18 protein-coding genes and 1 tRNA gene are annotated in these 20,601 nt (G+C 53.1%); 9 read left to right on the forward strand and 10 right to left on the reverse strand.

Annotated elements, in window-relative coordinates; all coding sequences use genetic code 11:
• Positions 1-12: 12 nt before the first annotated feature.
• Genes CNE01S_RS09785 through CNE01S_RS09795 form a run of 3 tightly spaced genes read right to left on the reverse strand, consistent with a single transcriptional unit; the run spans position 13 to position 3,627 of the window.
• Positions 13-1,209 carry an aminotransferase class I/II-fold pyridoxal phosphate-dependent enzyme gene (locus CNE01S_RS09785; protein WP_061275553.1) on the reverse strand — a complete coding sequence of 399 codons (1,197 nt, stop codon included), beginning with the start codon at positions 1,207-1,209 and terminating at the stop codon, positions 13-15.
• 5 nt (positions 1,210-1,214) lie between these two features.
• On the reverse strand, positions 1,215-2,525 hold the full coding sequence (locus CNE01S_RS09790; protein WP_425430199.1) for an LLM class flavin-dependent oxidoreductase: 1,311 nt from the start codon (positions 2,523-2,525) through the stop codon (positions 1,215-1,217).
• Positions 2,526-2,532: 7 nt separating this feature from the next.
• On the reverse strand, positions 2,533-3,627 hold the full coding sequence (locus CNE01S_RS09795; RefSeq protein WP_061275555.1) for an iron-containing alcohol dehydrogenase family protein: 1,095 nt from the start codon (positions 3,625-3,627) through the stop codon (positions 2,533-2,535).
• Between the two features lie 254 nt (positions 3,628-3,881).
• Between CNE01S_RS09795 and CNE01S_RS09800 the strand changes: the two genes are divergently transcribed.
• Positions 3,882-5,198, forward strand: a complete 1,317-nt coding sequence (locus CNE01S_RS09800) for an MmgE/PrpD family protein (RefSeq protein WP_061275690.1) — start codon at positions 3,882-3,884, stop codon at positions 5,196-5,198.
• A gap of 17 nt (positions 5,199-5,215) precedes the next feature.
• Here CNE01S_RS09800 and CNE01S_RS09805 read toward each other — a convergent pair whose 3' ends face one another.
• The 3 genes from CNE01S_RS09805 to CNE01S_RS09815 are packed head-to-tail and all read right to left on the reverse strand — an operon-like array spanning position 5,216 to position 7,789.
• Positions 5,216-5,977, reverse strand: coding sequence for an amino acid ABC transporter ATP-binding protein (locus tag CNE01S_RS09805; protein ID WP_061275557.1), 762 nt, complete (start codon positions 5,975-5,977; stop codon positions 5,216-5,218).
• A complete protein-coding gene (locus tag CNE01S_RS09810) occupies positions 5,970-6,896 on the reverse strand; it encodes an amino acid ABC transporter permease (RefSeq protein WP_061275559.1) in 927 nt (308 codons plus the stop codon). Before CNE01S_RS09810 ends, CNE01S_RS09805 begins: the two co-directional genes overlap by 8 nt.
• Complete coding sequence (locus CNE01S_RS09815) at positions 6,893-7,789, reverse strand: ABC transporter substrate-binding protein (RefSeq protein ID WP_061275562.1); 897 nt, start codon at positions 7,787-7,789, stop codon at positions 6,893-6,895. Before CNE01S_RS09815 ends, CNE01S_RS09810 begins: the two co-directional genes overlap by 4 nt.
• A gap of 368 nt (positions 7,790-8,157) precedes the next feature.
• Between CNE01S_RS09815 and gss the strand changes: the two genes are divergently transcribed.
• The 5 genes from gss (at position 8,158) to CNE01S_RS09840 (ending at position 13,900) form a co-directional block, all read left to right on the forward strand.
• Complete coding sequence (gene gss, locus CNE01S_RS09820) at positions 8,158-10,020, forward strand: bifunctional glutathionylspermidine amidase/synthase (protein ID WP_061275564.1); 1,863 nt, start codon at positions 8,158-8,160, stop codon at positions 10,018-10,020.
• Positions 10,021-10,521: 501 nt separating this feature from the next.
• A complete protein-coding gene (locus tag CNE01S_RS09825) occupies positions 10,522-11,742 on the forward strand; it encodes a phosphoadenosine phosphosulfate reductase (RefSeq protein ID WP_061275566.1) in 1,221 nt (406 codons plus the stop codon).
• Positions 11,742-12,368, forward strand: a complete 627-nt coding sequence (locus CNE01S_RS09830) for an IbrB-like domain-containing protein (RefSeq protein ID WP_061275568.1) — start codon at positions 11,742-11,744, stop codon at positions 12,366-12,368. Before CNE01S_RS09825 ends, CNE01S_RS09830 begins: the two co-directional genes overlap by 1 nt.
• 303 nt (positions 12,369-12,671) lie before the next feature.
• On the forward strand, positions 12,672-13,259 hold the full coding sequence (locus CNE01S_RS09835; protein ID WP_061275570.1) for a hypothetical protein: 588 nt from the start codon (positions 12,672-12,674) through the stop codon (positions 13,257-13,259).
• Positions 13,260-13,372: 113 nt separating this feature from the next.
• Positions 13,373-13,900, forward strand: coding sequence for a hypothetical protein (locus CNE01S_RS09840; protein ID WP_061275571.1), 528 nt, complete (start codon positions 13,373-13,375; stop codon positions 13,898-13,900).
• A gap of 211 nt (positions 13,901-14,111) precedes the next feature.
• Here CNE01S_RS09840 and CNE01S_RS09845 read toward each other — a convergent pair.
• Positions 14,112-14,187: transfer RNA gene (locus CNE01S_RS09845), tRNA-Phe, on the reverse strand.
• Positions 14,188-14,619: 432 nt separating this feature from the next.
• Here CNE01S_RS09845 and CNE01S_RS09850 point away from each other — a divergent pair.
• On the forward strand, positions 14,620-16,755 hold the full coding sequence (locus CNE01S_RS09850) for an ornithine decarboxylase (RefSeq protein ID WP_061275573.1): 2,136 nt from the start codon (positions 14,620-14,622) through the stop codon (positions 16,753-16,755).
• Positions 16,756-16,853: 98 nt separating this feature from the next.
• Here the strand turns inward: CNE01S_RS09850 and mltC are convergent, their stop codons facing one another.
• From mltC to mutY, 3 genes are read right to left on the reverse strand one after another with little or no spacing between them, the layout of a single operon-like run.
• On the reverse strand, positions 16,854-17,933 hold the full coding sequence (gene mltC, locus CNE01S_RS09855) for a membrane-bound lytic murein transglycosylase MltC (RefSeq protein ID WP_008461527.1): 1,080 nt from the start codon (positions 17,931-17,933) through the stop codon (positions 16,854-16,856).
• Positions 17,934-17,976: 43 nt separating this feature from the next.
• Positions 17,977-18,252: an oxidative damage protection protein gene (locus tag CNE01S_RS09860; protein ID WP_039297939.1), complete on the reverse strand. Its 276-nt coding sequence runs from the start codon at positions 18,250-18,252 to the stop codon at positions 17,977-17,979.
• A 2-nt stretch (positions 18,253-18,254) separates the two neighbouring features.
• On the reverse strand, positions 18,255-19,337 hold the full coding sequence (mutY, locus tag CNE01S_RS09865) for an A/G-specific adenine glycosylase (RefSeq protein ID WP_169799403.1): 1,083 nt from the start codon (positions 19,335-19,337) through the stop codon (positions 18,255-18,257).
• Positions 19,338-19,492: 155 nt separating this feature from the next.
• On the opposite strand from mutY, the gene trmB reads away from it, so the two are divergent.
• Together trmB and CNE01S_RS09875 are read left to right on the forward strand one after the other, a co-directional pair.
• Entirely contained in the window at positions 19,493-20,212 is a 720-nt protein-coding gene (gene trmB, locus CNE01S_RS09870) for a tRNA (guanosine(46)-N7)-methyltransferase TrmB (protein WP_061275576.1), read from the forward strand.
• The gene (locus CNE01S_RS09875) at positions 20,212-20,538 is read left to right on the forward strand and encodes a YggL family protein (RefSeq protein ID WP_008461534.1); all 327 of its coding nucleotides are present in this window, start codon (positions 20,212-20,214) and stop codon (positions 20,536-20,538) included. The genes trmB and CNE01S_RS09875 overlap by 1 nt, the downstream gene beginning before the upstream one ends.
• Positions 20,539-20,601 lie beyond the last annotated feature (63 nt).

Raw genomic sequence — 20,601 nt, forward strand, 5'->3', positions numbered from 1 at the left:
TATGCGCCTGAGCTACCTTAGCGTGGCACAGGCGCGTGCAATTCGCCTGCCGGCTTCGACAACCGTGTCGAAGTCGGTGGCAATGGAAAGTCGGAAATAGGGGGAAAGCCCGTAGGCGCTGCCCGCCACGCCTGAAACACCGTTTTCCAGCAACAAGAGCATCACATCCTCTTCATGTTCAAGGCGTTTACCGTTTGCTTTCACCTTGCCGAGCAAACCTGCGACGCGGATAAAAACAAAAAATGCCCCTTCTGGCTGGAGAAGTTCCAGCCCTTCAACCGGGCGCAAAATAGCGACCAGGGCATCGCGCCTGGCCTGATAAGCGGCCACCTGCTGTGGCAGGAAATCCAGCCCGCCGTTAAACGCGGCGACGGCTGCGGCCTGGCTAATGGCACTTGGGCCGGAGCTAATCTGCGATTGCACCACCGCGAGCTGCTGTGCCAGCGGGGCGGGGGCTGCGCCATAGCCGATTCGCCAGCCCGTCATGGCATAGGTTTTGGACACCCCGCCGACCAGCAGCGCGCGCTGCCGCAGGTCTGGCGCAACGTTGAGCAGGTTTACGTGCCGGCGGTTGTCGAACAGGATGTGCTCATACAATTCATCCAGCAGGATCCAGACCTGCGGGTGCCGACGCAGGACTTCGGCCAGCGCCTCGAGCTCCTGCGGGCTGTAAACCATGCCGGAAGGATTGCCGGGATTATTCAGCACCAGCCAGCGGGTGTGGGGCGTGATAGCTTGCTCAAGCTGGGCCGGGAGCAGCTTATAGTGCTGCTCCAGCGGGCAGGTAAGAATGACGGCTTCTCCACCGTTAAAGCGCACGCTATCCGGGAAGGTCGGCCAGTAGGGGGCGGGAACCAGGACTTCATCGCCTTCATTAAGCGTGGCGGCGAAAGCATTGAAGATTATCTGTTTGGCCCCGTTGGCGATGACGATTTCATCGCTGGTGAAGTCGAGATTATTCTCGCGTAGAAGCTTGGCCTGAACGGCTTGCCGCAGCGGTAAAGTCCCCTGCGTTGGCGTATAGCGGGTTTGCCCCTCTTCCATTGCCTGCCACGCGGCTTCACGAATGTGGCGAGGCGTATCGAAATCCGGTTCGCCTGTCGTCAGGTCGAGGATGTCCACGCCATCGGCCTTTAGCCGGCGGGTTAAATCTCTCGCCGCCGCGTTGGCCGACAGCGTCACCCGCTGAACTCGCTGTGAAAGTTTCACCTTGTTTATACCTCCGGCAGGCCCAGGTTCTCACGCAGCGTCGCGTGTTCATACCCGGCCGGGTACAGGCCCCGACGACGCAGCTCAGGCATGACCAGCTCAACGAACAGATCCAGCTGCTCCGGCATGATGGCGGGCATAATGTTGAAGCCGTCCGCGCCACCTTGCTCCAGCCAAAGCTGGAAGTCGTCGGCAATATCTTCGGCGGTACCAACGATGACGCGGTGCCCGCGAGACCCGGCGGCAACGGCGGCCAGCTCGCGCAGCGTCAGTTTTTCGCGTTTTGCCATGTCGGTCATTAGCTTCACGCGGCTTTGATTACCTTCGCCCAGCGGCACTTCAGGCACGGGGCCATCCAGCGGGAAGGCTGACATGTCCATGCCAAAGCGCAGCGAAAGTTGTTTCAGGCCATTGTCTATATCCACCAGCGCATTTAGCGATTTCCAGAGCGCGGCCGCTTCTTCACGGGTGCGGCCAATAATCGGCATCACGCCCGGCATGATCACCACGTGGTCGGGGTTGCGGCCTGCGGCTTCAACCTGTGATTTTTGCGACTGATAAAAAGCCTGCGCTTCTTCCAGACTTGCTGCAGCGGTGAAAATAACCTCGGCGGTCTCTGCGGCAAGTTTCTGCCCGTCAGAGGATGAACCGGCTTCGATGATAACCGGGCGCCCTTGCGGAGAGCGGGTAATATTGAGCGGCCCCTGGACCTGAAAATGTTCGCCCACGTGGTTAATGGGCTGAGTTTTCTTGTTCACAAAATACTGCCCGCTCTGTTTGTCCGGCTGTACCGCGCCTTCCTGCCAGCCTTCCCACAGCTTAAAAGCGACGTCCAAAAATTCACGGGCACGGGCGTAGCGCTCGGCGTGATTTGGCATGTCATCGCGGCTGAAGTTTTTTGCCACATCGGCGGAGAAAGAAGTCACGACGTTCCATGCGGCGCGACCGCGGCTGATGTGGTCCAGCGATGAGAAGCTACGGGCCATGGTAAACGGGTCGCTAAACGTTGTGGACGCGGTTGCCGCAAGGCCAATGCGCCGGGTGTGGACGGCCAGGGCAGACAGCAGAGTCAGAGGCTCGAGGCGGGCCATGGTCGAAGGCAGGCGATACATGCTGGTGGCCAGCGCATCGCCGACGAAGAACAGGTCGAAGCGGCCTGCTTCGGCTTTTTTGGCAAGCGTAATCAGCCAGTCGATATCCGTCGGCGAACCGAGCTGCTCCGTGAGTCGCCAGCCGCTAACGTGCTGGCCAACAGGTTGCACGAACAGGCCAAGGCGCAGGCGTTTATTTGCGGTTAAAGTGTTGATGTTGTTCATAATAAATTCAAAAGTTGTCCTGAAGCAGCGGTGAAAAATGGTCGGTGGCGAGCAGCGCTTTTTCCAGCGAGTCCGGTGAGAGTACGAACGGCAGCCGGGCGGCACTGGCCGCAGGGAAGCTAAACTGTGTGGCTAACGCCCTAAGTCTTTCTGCACGGTTGCCGATCAGTTCCGGGAGGCGCAGCGGGCTGCCAAAACGGAGCAGCAGCGCCACAAGTTCGTTGTCCGGCTCGCCGTTTTCTTGCTCAAGCACGGACTGCACCAGCAGGCAGTAACCGACTTTTTCACCGTGCAGCCAGGCATGTAATTCCGGCTGGTGGGTGAGTCGGTTATGGATGGCATGGGCGACGCCGGGCGTGGGCAGGTCATCGCGCATGCTGTTAGCCAGCCCGGCTAACACGATATTCGCGTCAATAACGCGTTCCAGCGCAAAGCTCACTCGCTGCGCCTGATTGTCTTCAACCGCCTCATCGCCCCACTGACGATAAGCCTCGACGGCACGCTGCGCGGCCATCACCTTAAGATCGAGCGCGAGGCTGTCGGGATTCTGGCGCTGATAAGGGCGGAATTCGTACCATTTTGCCAGGGCGTCAACAATGCCGGCCTTCAGGTAACGCGCGGGACTGTTGGCAATCACTTCGCTGTCGACCAGAACCAGCACCGGCATTTTCTTCAGCGGCTGGCTGCGCAGGTGCCCGCCTTCGGCATTGTAGATAATCGCCACCGGCGACCAGGCCGCACAGGTGGCTGCCAGCGTAGAAAAGTTGATGACGGAAACGTGCTCCAGCTTATCGCCAGCGGCTTTGGCGCAGTCCAGCACCCGTCCGCCGCCGATGGCCAGAATGGCGCTGGCGCCTTGCTCATGTGTCTGTTCGCTAAGGCCGTTGATGGCTTCGTCGGTGCATTCTCCGGCAAGCCAGGTGACTTCCCAGCGGATCCCGTGGGCGTCAAGGCTCTGAGTCAGTTCAGGGTTTACGGCCTGCCAGGCTTTGGGGGAGGTGATAATGCGAATATGGCTGGCAAAGGGTCTGACGTACTCGCCGACTCTGGCCCGCAGGCCGGGCTGTTGCAGATAGGCTTTGGGGGATTTGATCGCTAACACGTTTCTACCTTGATGAAATAGCCTGATTTCTTATTAACTAATTAATAAGAAAGGGGTAATTGTTTTTTGTTTTAGCGCTAAAGCCTCCCTGAATGGTACGACAACACGAAATTTAAGCAATGCATAATTAGGCGATTGCTATTCACAAATTTGCATAACCTTTGCCTGATTTCAGATATAGAAGGCGAGGGCTTTATTGCTATTCTCCGGCGCTGAGCCACGTAATCTCTTCGAGGGTAAAAATGCAGAATAAAGTGAGCCTGACCGCGTCGCTTAGCCAGTTGATTGTCAGTTCTCAGCCCGATCCCGCCGTGCAGGAAAAGGCGCGGCAGGGGCTGCAGGATTTCTTTGCCGTGAGCTGGCCGGTGCTAACCAGGCAGGTGGCGGACAGCGGTTTACCTGTCTTACAGGCCGTTTATCAGGAGAGATCCCCGTCAGCCCTTGCTTTGCGGCTGGGGTATGCCGGGCACGCGCTGGATTATGATGATTTTCACGCTGATTTTCGTGGCCATCCTGGCGTAGTGATTTTGCCCGCGTTGCTGGCCTGGGCGGGTGAAGTGGCTGAGCTAAGCCTGCCGCACTTTTTTGATGCCTACGCGATTGGCGTTGAAGTGGCCGGGCGGCTGGGGCTGGCGGTCACGCAAAAGCATTACACGCTTGGCTACCACAATACGGCTTCCCTGGGGACTCTTGCGGCCACGGCGGCCCTGGCACGTTTTACCGGTGCAACGGCAGAGCAGACGGCAATGGCGCTTGGGATAGCCGCAACCCAGGCCAGCGGGCTGCGCGCGCAGTTTGGGTCGGCGGTGAAACCGCTTCATGCCGGACTGGCAGCAGAGCGCGCGGTACGCGCCACGCAGCTGGCGCTGGCAGGGTTCGATGGCAAAGCGGAAGGGGTACTGGAAGCCTTCTTGCAAATTGGCAGCGGGAGTGAAGCCTTACCGGAGAAACTGCTGCACGCGTGGGGGCAGCCGTGGCGCATTATCAGCCCAGGGCTTGAGTTTAAGCCGTTCGCAACCTGTGCCGGGACGCACAGCGCGGCGGAGGCCTGCCGTGAGATTCGCCGACGCTGGCAGGCGTCAGGGCGAGCGGCTGCCGATCTGCTGCAAAGCATTGAGCGTATCACGGTGGCTTTCCCGCCCGGCGGAGACATTGCGGCCTCAGTACGCGTGCCGAAAAACGGTATCGAAGCGCGATTTAGCCTCGAATATGCCATTGCAGGTATGCTGATTTACAACGACTTAAGGATGGCCGATTTTGCCGAGGGTGACGTTAACGCAGAAATTATGTCATTGGCGGAAAAAGTGGTGCGCATCCCGGATGACAGCGCGCCATCGGATGCCATTAACCCCGCCCTACGTTTTCATGAGGTGACGCTTTATCTCAGTCATGGCGAGACGTTACGCCAGCGCCGCACTCGCCAGCAGTCCCTTGCCACGCCGATAAACGTGCTGGCGAAGCTGGAGGCCGCGCGCACGCCAGATCACGCCAGCCTGTTTGCCCATGTTGCCCGTCTGGAAAATGAAGGTGATTTGCGCCAGCTGATACTGGCGCTGAACGCTGCGCTTTAGCGGCTCTCAACAAGCTTTTACAGCACGGTGGCGACGAAATTGCGGACGCGCGCGTTGCTGGGGTCATCCAGTACTTGCTGAGTGGGCCCGGCGGCGACAATTTTTCCATTTTCCATAAAGACGATATTGTCGGCAACTTCCCGCGCAAAGCCAATTTCGTGGGTCACAATCACCATGGTGATCCCTGAATGTGCCAACTGCTTGATGGCCTGCAAGACTTCGCCAACCAGCTCCGGGTCCAGCGCGGAGGTGGGTTCGTCGAACAGCATCACGCCGGGGTCCATCGCCAGCGCCCGCGCAATCGCGACGCGTTGCTGCTGGCCGCCCGAAAGGTTCTGCGGCCACTCCTCTTCGCGGCCGGAAAGCCCGACCTGACGTAAGAGCGCCCGCGCTTTTTCCGTGGCCTGCTGGCGGCTCTGGTTTTTCACCCGAACGGGCGCATCGGTGATGTTTTGCAGCACCGTGCGGTGGGGGAACAGGTTGAATTGCTGAAACACCATGCCGATTTCACTGCGCTGACGGGCGATTTCCCGGCTGCTAAGCTCGTGCAGGGCGTTGCCTTTTTGCTTATACCCCACCAGCTCGCCGCCAATCCGAATCGTACCGCCGTCCAGTTTTTCCAGGTGGTTGATACAGCGCAGCAGCGTTGATTTCCCTGAACCCGATGGCCCAAGAATAACGGTGACCGAACCGGCGGGAATGTCCAGATTGACCTCATCGAGAACGGTTACGCCCGAAAAGTGTTTGGTGACCTTACGCAGGGTAATGGCTTCAGCCATGGCTGGTACTCCTTTCTCGGCGCTGCGGGGCAAAGCCATTGAGCAGCGTTTTTAGCAGGCTACGTTTCGCCCCTCGCGTGACGCCACGGGAGAAATAGCGTTCAACATAATATTGGCCGACGGACAGCACCGAGGTGAGCAGCAGATACCAGAGCGTGGCGACCAGCAGCAGCGGGATGACCTCATACGTCCTTTGGTAGATTATCTGTGCGGAAAACAGCACGTCCTGCAGTGAAATCACGGACACCACGGCGGTGGTTTTCAACTGGCCGATGACTTCGTTTCCGGCGGGGGGCAGAATCGCGCGCATGGCCTGCGGCAGAATGGTGTGGCGGAAGATTTGTGCCGGGCGGTAGCCAAGTGCTCTGGCGGCTTCCAGTTGCCCGTTGCTGACGCTCTGAATCCCCGCACGCACAATCTCGGCCGCGTAGGCGGATTGATGCATCACCAGCGCAATGACCGCTGCGCTAAACGGGCTAATTAGCGCGTTAGATTGCGCGCTCCAGAGTTCTCCTACCCCCGGAAGCGAGAGTGAAATGGTGGGGTAGAGCGCCGCGATGTTATACCAAAGAAAGAGCTGGACCAGCATTGGCACGCCGCGGAAAAACCACGTATAGCCCCAGCTCACGGCGACAAGCACCGGATTGGACGAGAGCCGCATTAACGCCAGAACGGTGCCGAAAGCAAAGCCCAGGACCACAGAAATAACGGTCAGTTGCAGGGTCATTAATACCCCCTGCAGAATAGACGTCTCGGTGAAGCTTTGTGCGATCACGCCCCATTCAAAACGTGGGTTGTTGATCATCGAATGCGCCATAGCGGCGACGCAAATCAAGACCACTAACGCGCTGAGCCAGCGGCCATAATAGCGTTTACCGACAATGCGCAAATCGTCCGTATTGTCTGGCGATGGGTTCATTGAAAGATCTCTTCGTTACGTTTGGCTTCGGTGACCGCACCGTAGCCAATGCCCCAGTTGTCGAGGATTTTCTGGTAGCTACCGTCTTTAATCAGCGAGTTCAGTGCAGCCTGTACCGCAGGCTCAAGCGCAGATTCTTTCGGGAAGGCAACGGAAACCGGCGCATCGTTGACGGCAATTTCGCCGCTCATCGCCAGAGGTTTGATGAGCTTCACTTGCCAGGTTAGCCCTTCATAAGGGCCAAAGAACATTGGGACGCGGCCGCTCACAACCGCCTGAACGCCAGCCGGGCGATCCGGGAATACGGCAATTTTGATAGGTGGCTTGCCTGCGACTTCACACGCTTTGCTGGCTTCTTCCAGGCGGGTGATTTGCGTAGTGCCAGCGCCCGCGCCGACTTCTTTCCCACATACGGCGTCGAAGGTTTTAAACGGCGTGATGTTGGCGTTTTTCAGCGAAATAATACCCAGTCTGCTGGCGTTGAAGTAGCCCACAAAATCAACCTGCTTCAGGCGCGCCTGGGTCGCGTTAATATTGGAAAGGGCGACATCGTAGCGGCCCGTTTTCAGGCCCGGAATAATGTTGTCGAAGCCGCCCGTATCCCGCCACTGCACCGCCAGGCCAAGCCTCTCACCCACCGCATTCATGACGTCTATTTCTCTGCCGGCCAGCGTTTTATTGTCTTCTTTGTAGAACGTGGTCGGCGGCGTATTGGGGTTGGTGCCTGCCACGATATACCCGCGCTGGGCGATATCGGCAGGTAGCAGGCTCTTTAATGCAGGATCGGCTTTGACGTGCAGCGTGCTGTCTGTCGGCACCGCAGATTCTGCCGCGAAGGCTGAGTGAGTCGACATGGCGAGGGCAACAAGGGTCAGGCCTTTTGCAATTTTCACTGGGATTTTCTCCTGATATTAACGAATTACAGCTCCCCACTTCGGGGAAATATGCCCGGTGGAAACCCGGACTCAATGTTGAAAAAAGCGTTTTCTTTTTAAATGCAGGAGCGCCCTACATCACCGGCAGGGCCATTCTCAGGGAATAAAGGCGGGCTTAACAAATGCGAATAACGGATAACTATTTCTGTTAAATGGCAAAACGTTTTGGCGATGCGGTGTTTTAAAATTCGGGGCGGTTAGCCGCTTCGTCTCTGCACAAAGTGAGTCGCAGAGGTGTATGATGCTGACTTCTCTGTCAGGTTAATTTTAACGTGCAGACGACAATCAGCGTGACCTTTGCCGCCTGCCTGATTTAGGTTGGACACATGCATACAGGAACACCAGACACCGACGCACCTTTCGGCACTCTTTTGGGCTATGCGCCGGGTGGCGTAGCGATTTACTCCTCTAATTACGGCAGCCTCGACCCCAAAAATTACCCGGAAGACGCTGAATTTCGGAGCTACATCGGCAACGAATACATGGGCCACAAATGGCAGTGCGTAGAGTTTGCGCGCCGCTTCCTCTTCTTAAACTACGGTTTTGTCTTTACCGACGTTCACATGGCGTGGGAAATCTTCTCGCTGCGCTTTTTACGTCAGGTGGTGAACGACAATATTCTGCCGCTGCAGGCCTTTGCGAATGGCTCAAAACGAGCGCCTGAGGCAGGCGCGCTGCTTATCTGGCAGAAGGGCGGGGAGTTTCATGAAACCGGCCATGTCGCCGTGATCACTCAGCTTATCGGCAATAAAGTCCGCATTGCCGAGCAGAACGTGATTCATGCGCCGTTACCCGCCGGGCAACAATGGACACGTGAGCTAACCCTGGTTGAGCACGATGGGCACTATACGCTACAGGATACTTTTGCCGACACGTCGATTCTTGGCTGGATGATTCAGACTGAGGATATGACCTATAGCGAGCCACAGCCAGAAATCGGCGGTGAAGCGTTAAAAATTGGCGGGGCTCGCCTGGCCAATAAACGCCAGTTCGACGGCAAATGGCTGAACGAAAAAGATGAACTCCAGCAGGCCTATATACAGGCCAATGGCCACATTATTAATAAAGATCCTTGCCAGTATTTCACCATTACCGAAAGCGCCGAGCAGGAGCTGATTAAGGCCACCAACGAGCTGCACCTGATGTATCTGCACGCCACGGATAAAGTGCTGAAAGACGACAATCTGCTGGCACTTTTCGATATCCCGAAAATCCTCTGGCCTCGCCTGCGGCTTTCCTGGCAGTGGCGCCGCCACCAAATGGTCAGCGGGCGCATGGATTTTTGTATGGATGAGCGCGGTCTGAAGGTGTACGAATATAACGCCGATTCTGCCTCCTGCCATACCGAGAGTGGGCTGATTCTTGAGGAGTGGGTTAAGACGGGTTATCGCGGAACCGGGCATAATCCAGCGGAAGGATTACTGGAGGAACTTACCGGGGCCTGGAAGCACAGCAGCGCTCGCCCGTTTGTCCACATCATGCAGGACAATGACGCTGAAGAGGACTACCACGCGCTGTTCATGCAGCGTTCGCTGATGCAGGCCGGGTTTGACACCAAAATATTGCACGGCCTGGGCGAGCTAAGTTGGGACAGCGCCGGGCTGCTTATTGATAATGAGGGGCGGGCGGTGAACTGCGTCTGGAAAACCTGGGCGTGGGAAACGGCGATTGAGCAAATCCGTGAGGTTAGCGAGACCGAGTATGCCGCTGTGCCGATCCGAACTGGCCATCCGCAGGGAGAGGTGCGCCTGATAGACGTCTTGCTCCGCCCGGAAGTGCTGGTTTTTGAGCCGCTGTGGACGGTTATTCCCGGCAACAAAGCCATTCTGCCGGTGCTTTGGCAGCTGTTCCCGAACCACCGTTACCTGCTGGATACGGATTTCGAGGTGAATGACCTGCTGGCTAAAACCGGCTACGCGGTGAAGCCGATTGCCGGGCGCTGCGGGAGCAATATCGATCTAATAAGCCACCAGGATGAACTGCTGGATAAAACCAGCGGCAAGTTCGTTGCCCGCAAGAACATCTATCAGCAGCTGTGGTGCCTGCCGAAAGTAGATGGCAAATACATCCAGGTCTGCACTTTTACCGTGGGCGGCAGCTACGGCGGCACTTGTTTGCGTGGGGATGATTCGCTGGTGATTAAAAAAGAGAGCGATATTGAGCCACTGATTGTGGTGAAAAACAGGTAACGGATTCGCAAGACGAAGCGTTGGTTTCTTGCCCGGAGATGATTCCGGGCAAGTAGACAGTGACGCCGAGGCACTTTATGAATATTTGTCTTCTTATTTTCTAACGATGATGATTATTTAGAAAAATAATGGCTGATGATGTTTTTAAACTTTTCACGCTATTGTTTTTAATGATTTTATTTTTTGTCTTAATTGTTTTCATTGCTCTTTAATTTATTTAAAAAAATCATTTAATTCATTGTCTTATGGTGTTTAGGTGGGTTGTTAAATTTTTCTTGTTTAGTCGGTGGGGTGGCGTTAATATTGTTGTATTAACGTATTGATAGCATTTATTTAAATTGTGTGATTGATAATTTATATGAATGTTTATCTTGAGAGTGCAAGTGCCCTGGTGTTGAATAATATTGTTTTAGTGCGCTAACATCTCTTGTCTGGATTGAATGAAATACCAGGATTTAGCTGTCGACAGTAATGTTGAGGCAGCAATAAAAAGGACTTTTTGTGAGAAAAGATAAAAAAATTATTCTTGATGATAATGTGCTTAACGCATCTAAGAAGAGAATCGAATGGGTATTCGATACCTTTAATCAGGTCTGCGTCTCTTTTTCCGGAGGAAAGGATTCCAGCGTGCTTTTTCACCTTGTGGCTGAAATCGCGCGCCGCCGGGAGTGCCAGTTTGACGTGCTGTTTATTGACTGGGAGGTTCAGTTTCAGCATACCATCGACCATGTTTCCCGGCTCAAGCAGCAATATAGCGATATTGTCAGGCGTTTTTACTGGGTTGCTTTGCCACTGACCACCGTGAACGGCGTTTCACAGAGCCAGCCTGAATGGATTAGCTGGGAGACAGGCGTGGAATGGGTTCGTCAGCCGCCAGAAGACGCCATTACCGACCCAGACTTCTTCCCTTTCTATCATTATGGCATGACCTTTGAAGATTTTATGCCTGCGTTCTCTCGCTGGCTTTCTGGAGACAAAGGCATGGCAACGCTAACCGGCATTCGCGCAGATGAATCGCTGAACCGTTTTTTAGCGCTGGCCTCACATAGCAAAACTCGTTATGCCGACGATAAGCCCTGGACGACGGCCAGCAGGGAGGGCACTTACTGTGTTGCTTACCCTTTATATGACTGGAAGGTACAGGATATCTGGATTTTTAACGGCAAATACAAAGCAGCCGGTAACCCTCTTTATGATCTCATGTACCGTGCGGGTGTCCCTATGAGAGCCATGCGGGTTTGTGAACCCTTTGGTCCGGAAGCGCGCCGTGGACTATGGCTTTACCATGTTCTCGAGCCTGAAACCTGGTCTCGGGTCTGTATGCGCGTTGCTGGCGCCAATAGCGGCGCTATTTATGCGCATCAGAGCGGTTCCTTCTATGCCCGCAATACGACTATCTCCAAACCGAGCCATTTAACCTGGCAGGAGTACGCCATGTTTTTACTGGCATCGATGCCGGAAAAAACAGCGGAGCACTACAAAAATAAAATTGCCATTTATTTGAAATGGTACAAAGAGCGAGAATTTCCAGAAAATATTCCTGATGAGCAGGATAAAGATTCAGGATCGAAGGATATACCTTCGTGGCGACGTATTTGTAAAACACTATTGAAGAATGATTTTTGGTGCCGGACGCTGTCATTTAGCCCTAATAAGTCACAGCACTATAACCGGTATCTTGAAAGGATCAAAAAGAAACGGCAAATGTGGGGAATACTCTGATGCTTAATACACTATTAAAACAACTGGATAATTATCTTGCTTCCTTCGAGTCGGATGAATCAAAAGTCGCCGCAATGAACGAAGTCAAAAAAGTCATGCATCAGCACAGCCCTTTTAAAAAAGAGCCGGTTGACTGTGTCCTTTGGGTACGTGAGGGAGATATTATCGCCAATGATTATAACCCTAACGTAATGGCTCCCGTTGAATTAAGCTTGTTAAAACACTCAATTGAGACAGATGGTTACACTCAGCCGATTGTGGTGACGCGACTGAAAGACAAATTTCAGGTCGTGGATGGGTTTCACCGGCATCTGGTGGGAAAAACATCACCTGTGGCAAAAAAGAGAATTAACGGTTTCCTTCCGATTACCGTGGTTAACCTGGCGTCCAGCGGAGAAGCCGAATGTATTGCCGTGACGGTACGCCATAACAGGGCGCGCGGCAAACATCAGATAACGGCGATGTCCGATGTTGTTCGTGATCTTTCCCGATTGGGCTGGGATGATCTAAAGATTGGGGCTGAGTTGGGGATGGACGCAGACGAAGTGCTGCGGCTGAAGCAAATTAGTGGCCTGTCCGAGCTATTCAGCAGCGAAAAGTTTAGTGATGCGTGGACGATAAAATAGGGCTGTAGATATTTAAATCATAAATCCGCCTTTTGGGCGGATTGTTTATTATTCAGGTGTCTTGATACGAAACACTGTAAATACAAAAAATTAGTGGAGAAATTATATTACTCCGCTAATGTATATTAAGATTTTAATTAAGATTCTGATATTCATTAAGCTGATTTATGTTGGACGAGACGAAAAAAACATACACAATAACTCTTGTTGTGTATGTTTTGTTTTTTGAGCTAAAACATTAGCGGACAGAACGACTATATTTTATCGGGAAGATTATTCCTTAAATTTTAAGGTTGTTAATGTATGAGAGTTGGAAAGAAGTGGAGCTATGGAAAAACATACCTTATCACATTGGACCGTTTGGATAAGTTAAAAGATCAGAAAGTATTAGATAATGAACAGGCGGCGCATTACGACAAACATATTCATTTCGATTCTATGAGGGCAAGTGATCTTATTAATGTAAGTATAAACGATAAGCTCATTATTAATGTTCATGGAAACAAATACGGCATAGGTGGGGGTTTTGAAGACAATGATTTGGATAGGCTTGTTTGGAAACTTAAACGATCAGGTTTGAAACAAGCAGGTGTGATTAAATTTCACTCCTGTAATATTGGTGAGGGCGACTGGTTATCGACATTCAGAAAATCTTTGGTTAAATATGGAATAAAATTTTCGTATTTATCTGGTCCAAGTAGCAAAGGTATTCGTGGGCAATATATGATTGGCTATAAGGTGTTGGGGTTTTTATACTCAAGTTTCACGTTAGGTAAGACAAAAGTTGTGCAGGGCAATGTTATTAATAATTTCAAAGGAATTCGGTACACACAGGATAATATAGATGTTTTTGCACCTAAAGTTTGGAGAGGCACTGATTCTTATGTTTGAGGATCAAAAACAACATTTTAGTTAAGTGTGCACATTTGGTTGTTTTTAATAATTCAGCAGTTCTGATATCCGTTGCTATGGGCTGATTCGTATAACTTATGAGGTTTATGAGAATGAAGTTTCTGAAGAGTTGTTATGGGCAAGAACGCATAAATAAAAAGACAATATCATCTCCGGTGGATTTATTTTATAACGATCAAACACGTTATAAAAACCTTCTGTCGCATAGATTGGAAAGGGAACTGGTAGCCATCAATAGGCTTAAGCCAAAAATTGCAGAAATAAAAAGCCTGCCGCAGTTAAAAGCATACTTAAATATAAAAGGGACTGACGGATTATCAGAGCATAACCTGAAATTCATCATCACCAAGCAGAGAACGCTTTTACTTGGTGAGTTTCGTAGAACACCTATGGATTATGTCACTCATGCCGCAATATTCAATGCTCTTGGATATAGCGATTCTGAAGAGATCATTGCAGCAGGAAGAATATCCGCTGCGACTAATTTTCGAGGCAATTTTGAAATCTTCGCAAACAATGAGTCAGGGCACTTTAAACCGGGCGCTGAAGCAGTAAAGCATCTTAATGCTTTAATAAAGCGTTGGGGAGGGTATGGTGCTGTTGATGAAAATGATAGATGATGATTAATCCGAATGGGGTTTATCGCCGGAGTATTCGGAATGGGCCTTGTTGAAGTGAAGCTGCAAAATGTAATATTTGACGTTTTGAACAGCGCTTGCGCTGGCCCCGAAGGGGTGAGTCTCAGGGATGAGACGAATAATCTAACTTGTTCGATGAAGAGTCCAGACGCAGAAAGTAAAAAACCCGCCATTGGCGGGTTCTTCTAAATAGTGGTGCCCGGACTCGGAATCGAACCAAGGACACGGGGATTTTCAATCCCCTGCTCTACCGACTGAGCTATCCGGGCAACGGGGCGCATTAAACCGTAAACCCCATTCCGCGTCAATGGCTTTGTTGCACAGTGCGGTGCGTTTGCCTGATTTATGTGCGGGCTGTTACAGACTTCATGTTGAACCCCCTGGCAGAAGGTGCCATGATTGCGCCAATTTTATTATTCACTACGGGGCGTCTTGATGTTCACTCTCAATTCCCATGCATCTTTCGGGATGGCGCTCGTCCGTGCTGCTATTACCTTCCGAAGTCCCTTGCTCACCATGCGGTGAGGGCAATGTATGCTCGCTGCAGGACATCAGTAAGATCAGACTCCGTCTGGTTTTACTGATGTCTGGCGGTCGAAGTGGATCCACACCTAAGACCCTCAGAACGCCTTCACCGGGGAATTTTCCCTTTGCCGTGCCGGTTGGCACTCACTCATCCTTGCAGACGGGGATTTGTGCTTATGAAATCATTGAAAATTGCCGCCAGCCACGACGTGGCTGCATTACTCTCAACCCATCGTGAAGTGGTCACGCTCGACCAGACCGACTTCACCGATGTGGCGGCAGTTGTCATCTCCGTTGCGGATAGCCGCAGCGGCATTCTGGCCTTGCTTAAGCGCACGGGTTTTAATTTACCGGTATTTATTTTCAGCGAGGCCGCCGTTGACGGTTTGCCTGCGGTAACCGGCGTGATAACCGGGAAAGCGCAGGATTATCTTGAGCTGGAAACTGCGGCCAGTGATTACGAAGAAGATCTGCTGCCGCCGTTCTTCAATACGCTGACTAAGTACGTGGCGATGGACAACAGCACTTTCGCTTGCCCTGGCCACCAGCATGGTAAATTCTTTAAAAAACACCCGGCGGGCCGCCAGTTTTATGATTTTTTTGGTGAGAACGTGTTTCGAGCCGATATGTGCAACGCGGACGTTAAGCTTGGAGATTTGCTGATCCACGAAGGCTCCGCCAAGCACGCGCAGAAATTTGCCGCGAAAGTTTTCCACGCCGATAAAACCTATTTCGTGCTTAACGGCACCTCTGCGGCGAACAAAGTCGTGACCAATGCGCTGCTGACGCGCGGTGACCTGGTGTTATTTGACCGCAACAATCATAAATCAAACCACCACGGGGCGCTCATCCAGGCCGGTGCGACGCCGGTTTACCTGGAAGCTTCCCGTAATCCCTTTGGCTTTATCGGCGGCATTGACGCGCACTGTTTTGATGAGAAATACCTGCGGGAGCTGATTGCGGAAGTGGCGCCCGAGCGTGCTCAGGAAGCAAGGCCGTTCCGCCTGGCGGTTATCCAGCTAGGTACCTATGACGGCACGATTTATAACGCCCGCCAGGTGGTGGATAACATCGGCCATCTGTGCGATTACATCCTCTTCGACTCGGCATGGGTCGGCTACGAGCAGTTTATACCGATGATGGCGGACTGTTCGCCGCTGCTGCTGGATCTGAACGAAAACGATCCGGGGATCTTTGTTACCCAGTCGGTTCACAAGCAGCAGGCCGGGTTCTCCCAGACCTCGCAGATCCATAAGAAAGACAATCACCTTCGGGGCCAGGCTCGCTTCTGCCCGCATAAGCGGCTGAACAATGCTTTCATGCTCCATGCTTCAACCAGCCCGTTCTATCCTCTGTTTGCCGCGCTGGACGTCAATGCCAAGATTCATGAGGGCGAAAGCGGTCGTCGTCTGTGGGCGGAATGCGTAGCGATGGGCATTGAGGCACGCAAAGCGATTATCGCCAACTGTAAGATGATCAAACCGTTCATTCCGCCGGAGGTTGCCGGGCGCCCGTGGCAGGATCATCCCACGGAGAAGATTGCTCAGGAACGCCGCTTCTTCAGCTTTGAGCCGGGTGAGCGCTGGCACGGTTTTGAAGGCTATGCGAAGGACGAATATTTTGTCGATCCCTGCAAGCTGCTGTTAACCACGCCGGGTATCGATCCTGAAACCGGCAGCTATACCGAGTTCGGTGTGCCCGCGGCGATCCTCGCTAACTATCTGCGTGAGAACGGCATTGTGCCGGAGAAATCGGATCTTAACTCGATCCTGTTCCTGCTTACCCCGGCGGAAAGCCAAGAGAAGTTGGCTCAGCTGGTGGCGATGCTGGCACAGTTTGAACAGCATATTGAGGACGACACGCCGCTGGCGGACGTGCTGCCAACGATTTATCAGAAATACCCGGTGCGCTACAAAGGCTACACGTTGCGCGAGCTTTGCCAGGAGATGCACGATCTGTATGTGAGCTTCGAGGTCAAAGAGCTGCAGAAGGCGATGTTCCGCAAGGAGAGCCTGCCTGCCGTGGTGATGAATCCGCAGGACGCCAACATCGAGTTTATTCGCGGCAACGTCGAGCTGGTACGCCTGAGCGAAGCCGAAGGGCGTATCGCGGCGGAAGGCGCGTTGCCTTACCCACCAGGCGTACTTTGCGTGGTGCCGGGTGAAGTTTGGGGCGGGGCGGCGCTGCGTTATTTCCTCGCGCTGGAAGAGGGCGTGAACATGCTGCCGGGCTTCTCGCCTGAGCTGCAAGGCGTTTACAGCGAGACGGATTCGGACGGCATTAAGCGGCTGTATGGCTACATGCTGAAGTAAGAGGGAATAGCCCCTCACCCCAAGGGGGCGAGGGAGCAAAGAAGGGTGAAGAAATATAGCCCTGGAAAATACCCTCTCCCTTTTAGGGAGAGGGTAAATTACCGCCGGCGATAGCTCTTCTGGGCGTTATTCACTTTGTACAAATAACGACGAGACTCTGCGGACGGATGGCGCGTGGTCAACGTTTGATAGACATCGCCCGGCGCCATGCTGTTAATCAGGCTAAACGCCTGCATCTTATCGTTAGAGAACACTCGCAGCACGCTGCCTGCGCCGCCGTTATAAGCCGTAATCACCGCATAGCGACGTGACGTTGGGTTATCAATCTGCCCCAGATAGCTGTTCTGCAAAATCGCCAGATAAGCCGTGCCGGTATCGATATTGCTTTCAGGATCGAACAGGAAGCTGCGGCTTGGTTTACCCCATTTCCCCTGAGCCTTAAACACGTCTACCCCGGCGCTGTGCTGAACAACCTGCATCAGGCCCAGCGCATCCGCATGGCTTACCGCATACGGGTTAAAGCTGGATTCCGTCTGCATAATTGCCAGAATTAGCGACTCGTCCACGCCGTATTTCTTCGACGCTTTACGCACCATCCCGATGTATTTATGAGCACGCTTGTCGAGGTGGTTAGGCACAAGGTTGATGGTCACGCTATAGACGATTTTCAGCCCGGTACTGCGCTTTTGCAGGCGCGTTTGCAGCAGATAATCGGCAAACTTCGTCGCCCGGCCTTCCCAGCGAATGGGCTGGCCGGTGTTATCCACTACCTGCCCGTAAAGGAACGGCTCTTTGGAAATCTGGACGTCGTTGGCGTCAGAGTAAAGATCGATCGAGCCAGGATCGTCGCCCATCAACAAGGTGGTAATGATTGCCTGGCGCAGGTGCGCGGCAGGATCGGTGCCCGCGATGGTCTCAACGGTGATGGTACCTTCGTCAAAGTTGATGTGGCTACGCGTCAGATATTGGTCGGTGTATTTGACGTAATCTTTCGGGCCTGCGATCAGGACCTCTTTCATACCCCAGATATTTTCGATGTTGTTGGCAAACTGCCCCATCAAAATATCGAACCCGTTGGTATCCTTTACGTAAGCTTCGTTAAAAGCATCATCGCCTTTTTTACTGGAGCAGGAGATCAGCAACGGGGCCACGAGAGCCAGCGCGAGAAGTTTTTTCATCATTCCGTGTATGCGTGTTGTGTTTGCAAAAAGGTGCCGACGATTATTGTTTTTCTGGCGGGGTAAAACCTTCGATATGGACTTCTTTTCCTTCAAACAGGAAATTGACCATCTCGTTTTCCAGCTCTTTGCGGTGTTCCGGATTCATCATGCTCATCTTTCTTTCATTGATCAGCATGGTCTGCTTGGACTGCCACTGCGCCCAGGCTTCTTTGGATATTTCGTTGTAGATCCGTTTGCCCAGCTCGCCAGGGTACAGCTGGAAATCCTGGCCTTCAGCTTCGCGCTGCAGGTAAGTACAAAAAATCGTTCTGCTCATGATTATTCCTCTTCTTCGGCGCGAACGGGCGCTAAGGCAACCGGTTCGGCACGTAATTGTTGTAGCAGGCGCTCTACGGGAGCCGCCAGCCCGACAGACGGTGGCTGGCCTAAGTTATACCAGAGAGCGGGGCCTTCATCCATGCAGCCGTCCATTGGCGACACCGGAAGCCACATTGGCACAATGTCCAAATGGAAATGGCTAAAGGTGTGGCGGAAAGCCGTTAACTGCGTGAGATTGTCTGCCGGAATACCGCGCTGCTCCAGCCAGTTATGCAATTCCTGTTCGTCAGAAAACTGTGGGAAGCAGAACAATCCACCCCATAGCCCCACTGCAGGACGCTGCGCCAGGAAGACTTCATCGCCATGCTGCATCATCAGCATATAGCCGGTGCGTTCCGGCAGCGTCACTTTAGGCTTCTTGCCGGGATAGTTTGCCCAACTGTGATTAGCATACGACACGCAGCCGTTGCTCAGCGGGCAAAGCTCACACTTGGGTTTTGAACGCGTGCAGACCATCGCGCCCAGATCCATCATCGCCTGATTAAACTGGCTTACGCCCTGCGCCGGAGTGACTCGCTCGCTTATTTCCCAGAGGCGGTTTTCGACCTCTTTTTTACCCGGCCAACCGGAAACGGCATAGCAACGTGCGAGCACGCGCTTAACGTTGCCGTCGAGAATAGGGAAGTGTTTGCCCAACGAAAGAGACAGAATCGCGCCTGCGGTTGAGCGCCCAACGCCCGGCAGGTCGGCGACTTCTTCATACGTTTGTGGAAAAACGCCCCCGTGTTTATCGGCAACCTGCTGCGCGGCTTTATGCAGATTACGCGCGCGGGCGTAATAACCCAGGCCGGTCCACAGATGCAGCACTTCATCCAGCGGGGCTTTTGCCAGATCGTTCACGGTAGGGAAGCGCGTCATAAAGCGCTCAAAATAAGGGATCACCGTCGCGACCTGGGTTTGTTGCAACATCACCTCAGAGAGCCATACTTTATAAGGCGTTTTCTCCTGCTGCCACGGCAGGGTTTTGCGCCCATACTTGTGGTACCAGTCGAGGACTTGTTGGGAGAATTGAGGAGCTTGCATGGTCAACGCGGGATATCCGGCAAAGGTGTAATAAAGGAGCCGATTCCAGCACAGAGGCGTAAAGCTGTAAACCGGAACTTTCTGCCACTTGCTTCTCATCCTTAACTTTGGATAATGCCCGTTTCCCGAACACTAAGCGAAGCGTTAAGAAAACCATGAAGAATGACGTCATTTCACCGGAATTTAATGAAGAAGGCCGTGTACTGCGCCGCATCCGCAGCTTTGTCCGTCGCCAGGGGCGTCTGACAAAAGGCCAGCAGCACGCGCTGGATAACTACTGGCCGGTGATGGGCGTTGAGTTCCAGGCCGAACCAGCCGACTTTAGCGAGATTTTTGGCCGTGAAGCGCCGGTCACGCTGGAAATCGGTTTCGGTATGGGCACTTCGCTGGTGACCATGGCGGAAACCAATCCGCAGCACAACTACCTCGGCATTGAAGTACATTCGCCGGGGGTCGGCGCCTGCCTGAGCACCGCTCATGAGGCGGGCGTGGAGAACCTCCGCGTGATGTGCCACGACGCGGTGGAAGTGTTGGAAAACATGATTCCTGACAATTCTTTGAACATGGTTCAGCTGTTTTTCCCTGATCCATGGCACAAAGCACGTCATAATAAACGCCGTATCGTTCAGGTACCGTTTGCTGATCTTGTTAAGCGTAAGCTGAAGCTGGGCGGCGTGTTCCATATGGCAACCGACTGGGAACCTTATGCTGAACATATGCTCGAAGTGATGTCCTCTATCGAAGGGTATAAAAACCAGTCGGAGAGTAACGACTACGTACCGCGTCCGGACTCACGTCCGGTGACCAAATTTGAACAACGTGGCCATCGTCTTGGCCACGGCGTATGGGACTTAATGTTCGAGAGGGTGAAATAATGGCAAAGAATCGTAGCCGTCGTCTGCGTAAGAAAATGCACATCGAAGAGTTCCAGGAACTGGGGTTCTCGATTGCCTGGCGCTTCCCGGAGGGCACTTCCGAAGAGCAAATTGATAAAACCGTGGACGAGCTGATCGCTGAAGTGATTGCGCCGAACAAGCTGGCGTTTGACGGCAGCGGTTACCTGGTCTGGGAAGGCCTGGTGTGCATGGAAGAGATTGGCAAATGCACCGAAGAGCATCAGGCGCTGGTGCGTAAATGGTTAGAAGACCGCAAGCTCGAAGATGTTCGCATCAGCGATCTGTTCGACGTCTGGTGGGATTAAGCTTTAACAAAAAACAGGCTGGTTAACTAACCAGCCTTTTTTTCAGGCGCTGATTTTTCAGGA

Source organism: Cedecea neteri NBRC 105707 = ATCC 33855 (assembly GCF_001571265.1).
In the GTDB taxonomy this organism is placed as follows: domain Bacteria; phylum Pseudomonadota; class Gammaproteobacteria; order Enterobacterales; family Enterobacteriaceae; genus Cedecea; species Cedecea neteri.

Coding starts and splice junctions, on each gene's coding strand:
- CNE01S_RS09840 (WP_061275571.1), top strand. CDS start 13,373: ATGAAGTTTCTGAAGAGTTGTTATGGGCAAGAACGCATAAATAAAAAG.
- CNE01S_RS09860 (WP_039297939.1), bottom strand. CDS start 18,252: ATGAGCAGAACGATTTTTTGTACTTACCTGCAGCGCGAAGCTGAAGGC.
- CNE01S_RS09810 (WP_061275559.1), bottom strand. CDS start 6,896: ATGAACCCATCGCCAGACAATACGGACGATTTGCGCATTGTCGGTAAA.
- CNE01S_RS09790 (WP_425430199.1), bottom strand. CDS start 2,525: ATGAACAACATCAACACTTTAACCGCAAATAAACGCCTGCGCCTTGGC.
- CNE01S_RS09805 (WP_061275557.1), bottom strand. CDS start 5,977: ATGGCTGAAGCCATTACCCTGCGTAAGGTCACCAAACACTTTTCGGGC.
- CNE01S_RS09835 (WP_061275570.1), top strand. CDS start 12,672: ATGAGAGTTGGAAAGAAGTGGAGCTATGGAAAAACATACCTTATCACA.
- trmB (WP_061275576.1), top strand. CDS start 19,493: ATGAAGAATGACGTCATTTCACCGGAATTTAATGAAGAAGGCCGTGTA.
- gss (WP_061275564.1), top strand. CDS start 8,158: ATGCATACAGGAACACCAGACACCGACGCACCTTTCGGCACTCTTTTG.
- CNE01S_RS09830 (WP_061275568.1), top strand. CDS start 11,742: ATGCTTAATACACTATTAAAACAACTGGATAATTATCTTGCTTCCTTC.
- mltC (WP_008461527.1), bottom strand. CDS start 17,933: ATGAAAAAACTTCTCGCGCTGGCTCTCGTGGCCCCGTTGCTGATCTCC.
- CNE01S_RS09875 (WP_008461534.1), top strand. CDS start 20,212: ATGGCAAAGAATCGTAGCCGTCGTCTGCGTAAGAAAATGCACATCGAA.
- mutY (WP_169799403.1), bottom strand. CDS start 19,337: ATGCAAGCTCCTCAATTCTCCCAACAAGTCCTCGACTGGTACCACAAG.
- CNE01S_RS09850 (WP_061275573.1), top strand. CDS start 14,620: ATGAAATCATTGAAAATTGCCGCCAGCCACGACGTGGCTGCATTACTC.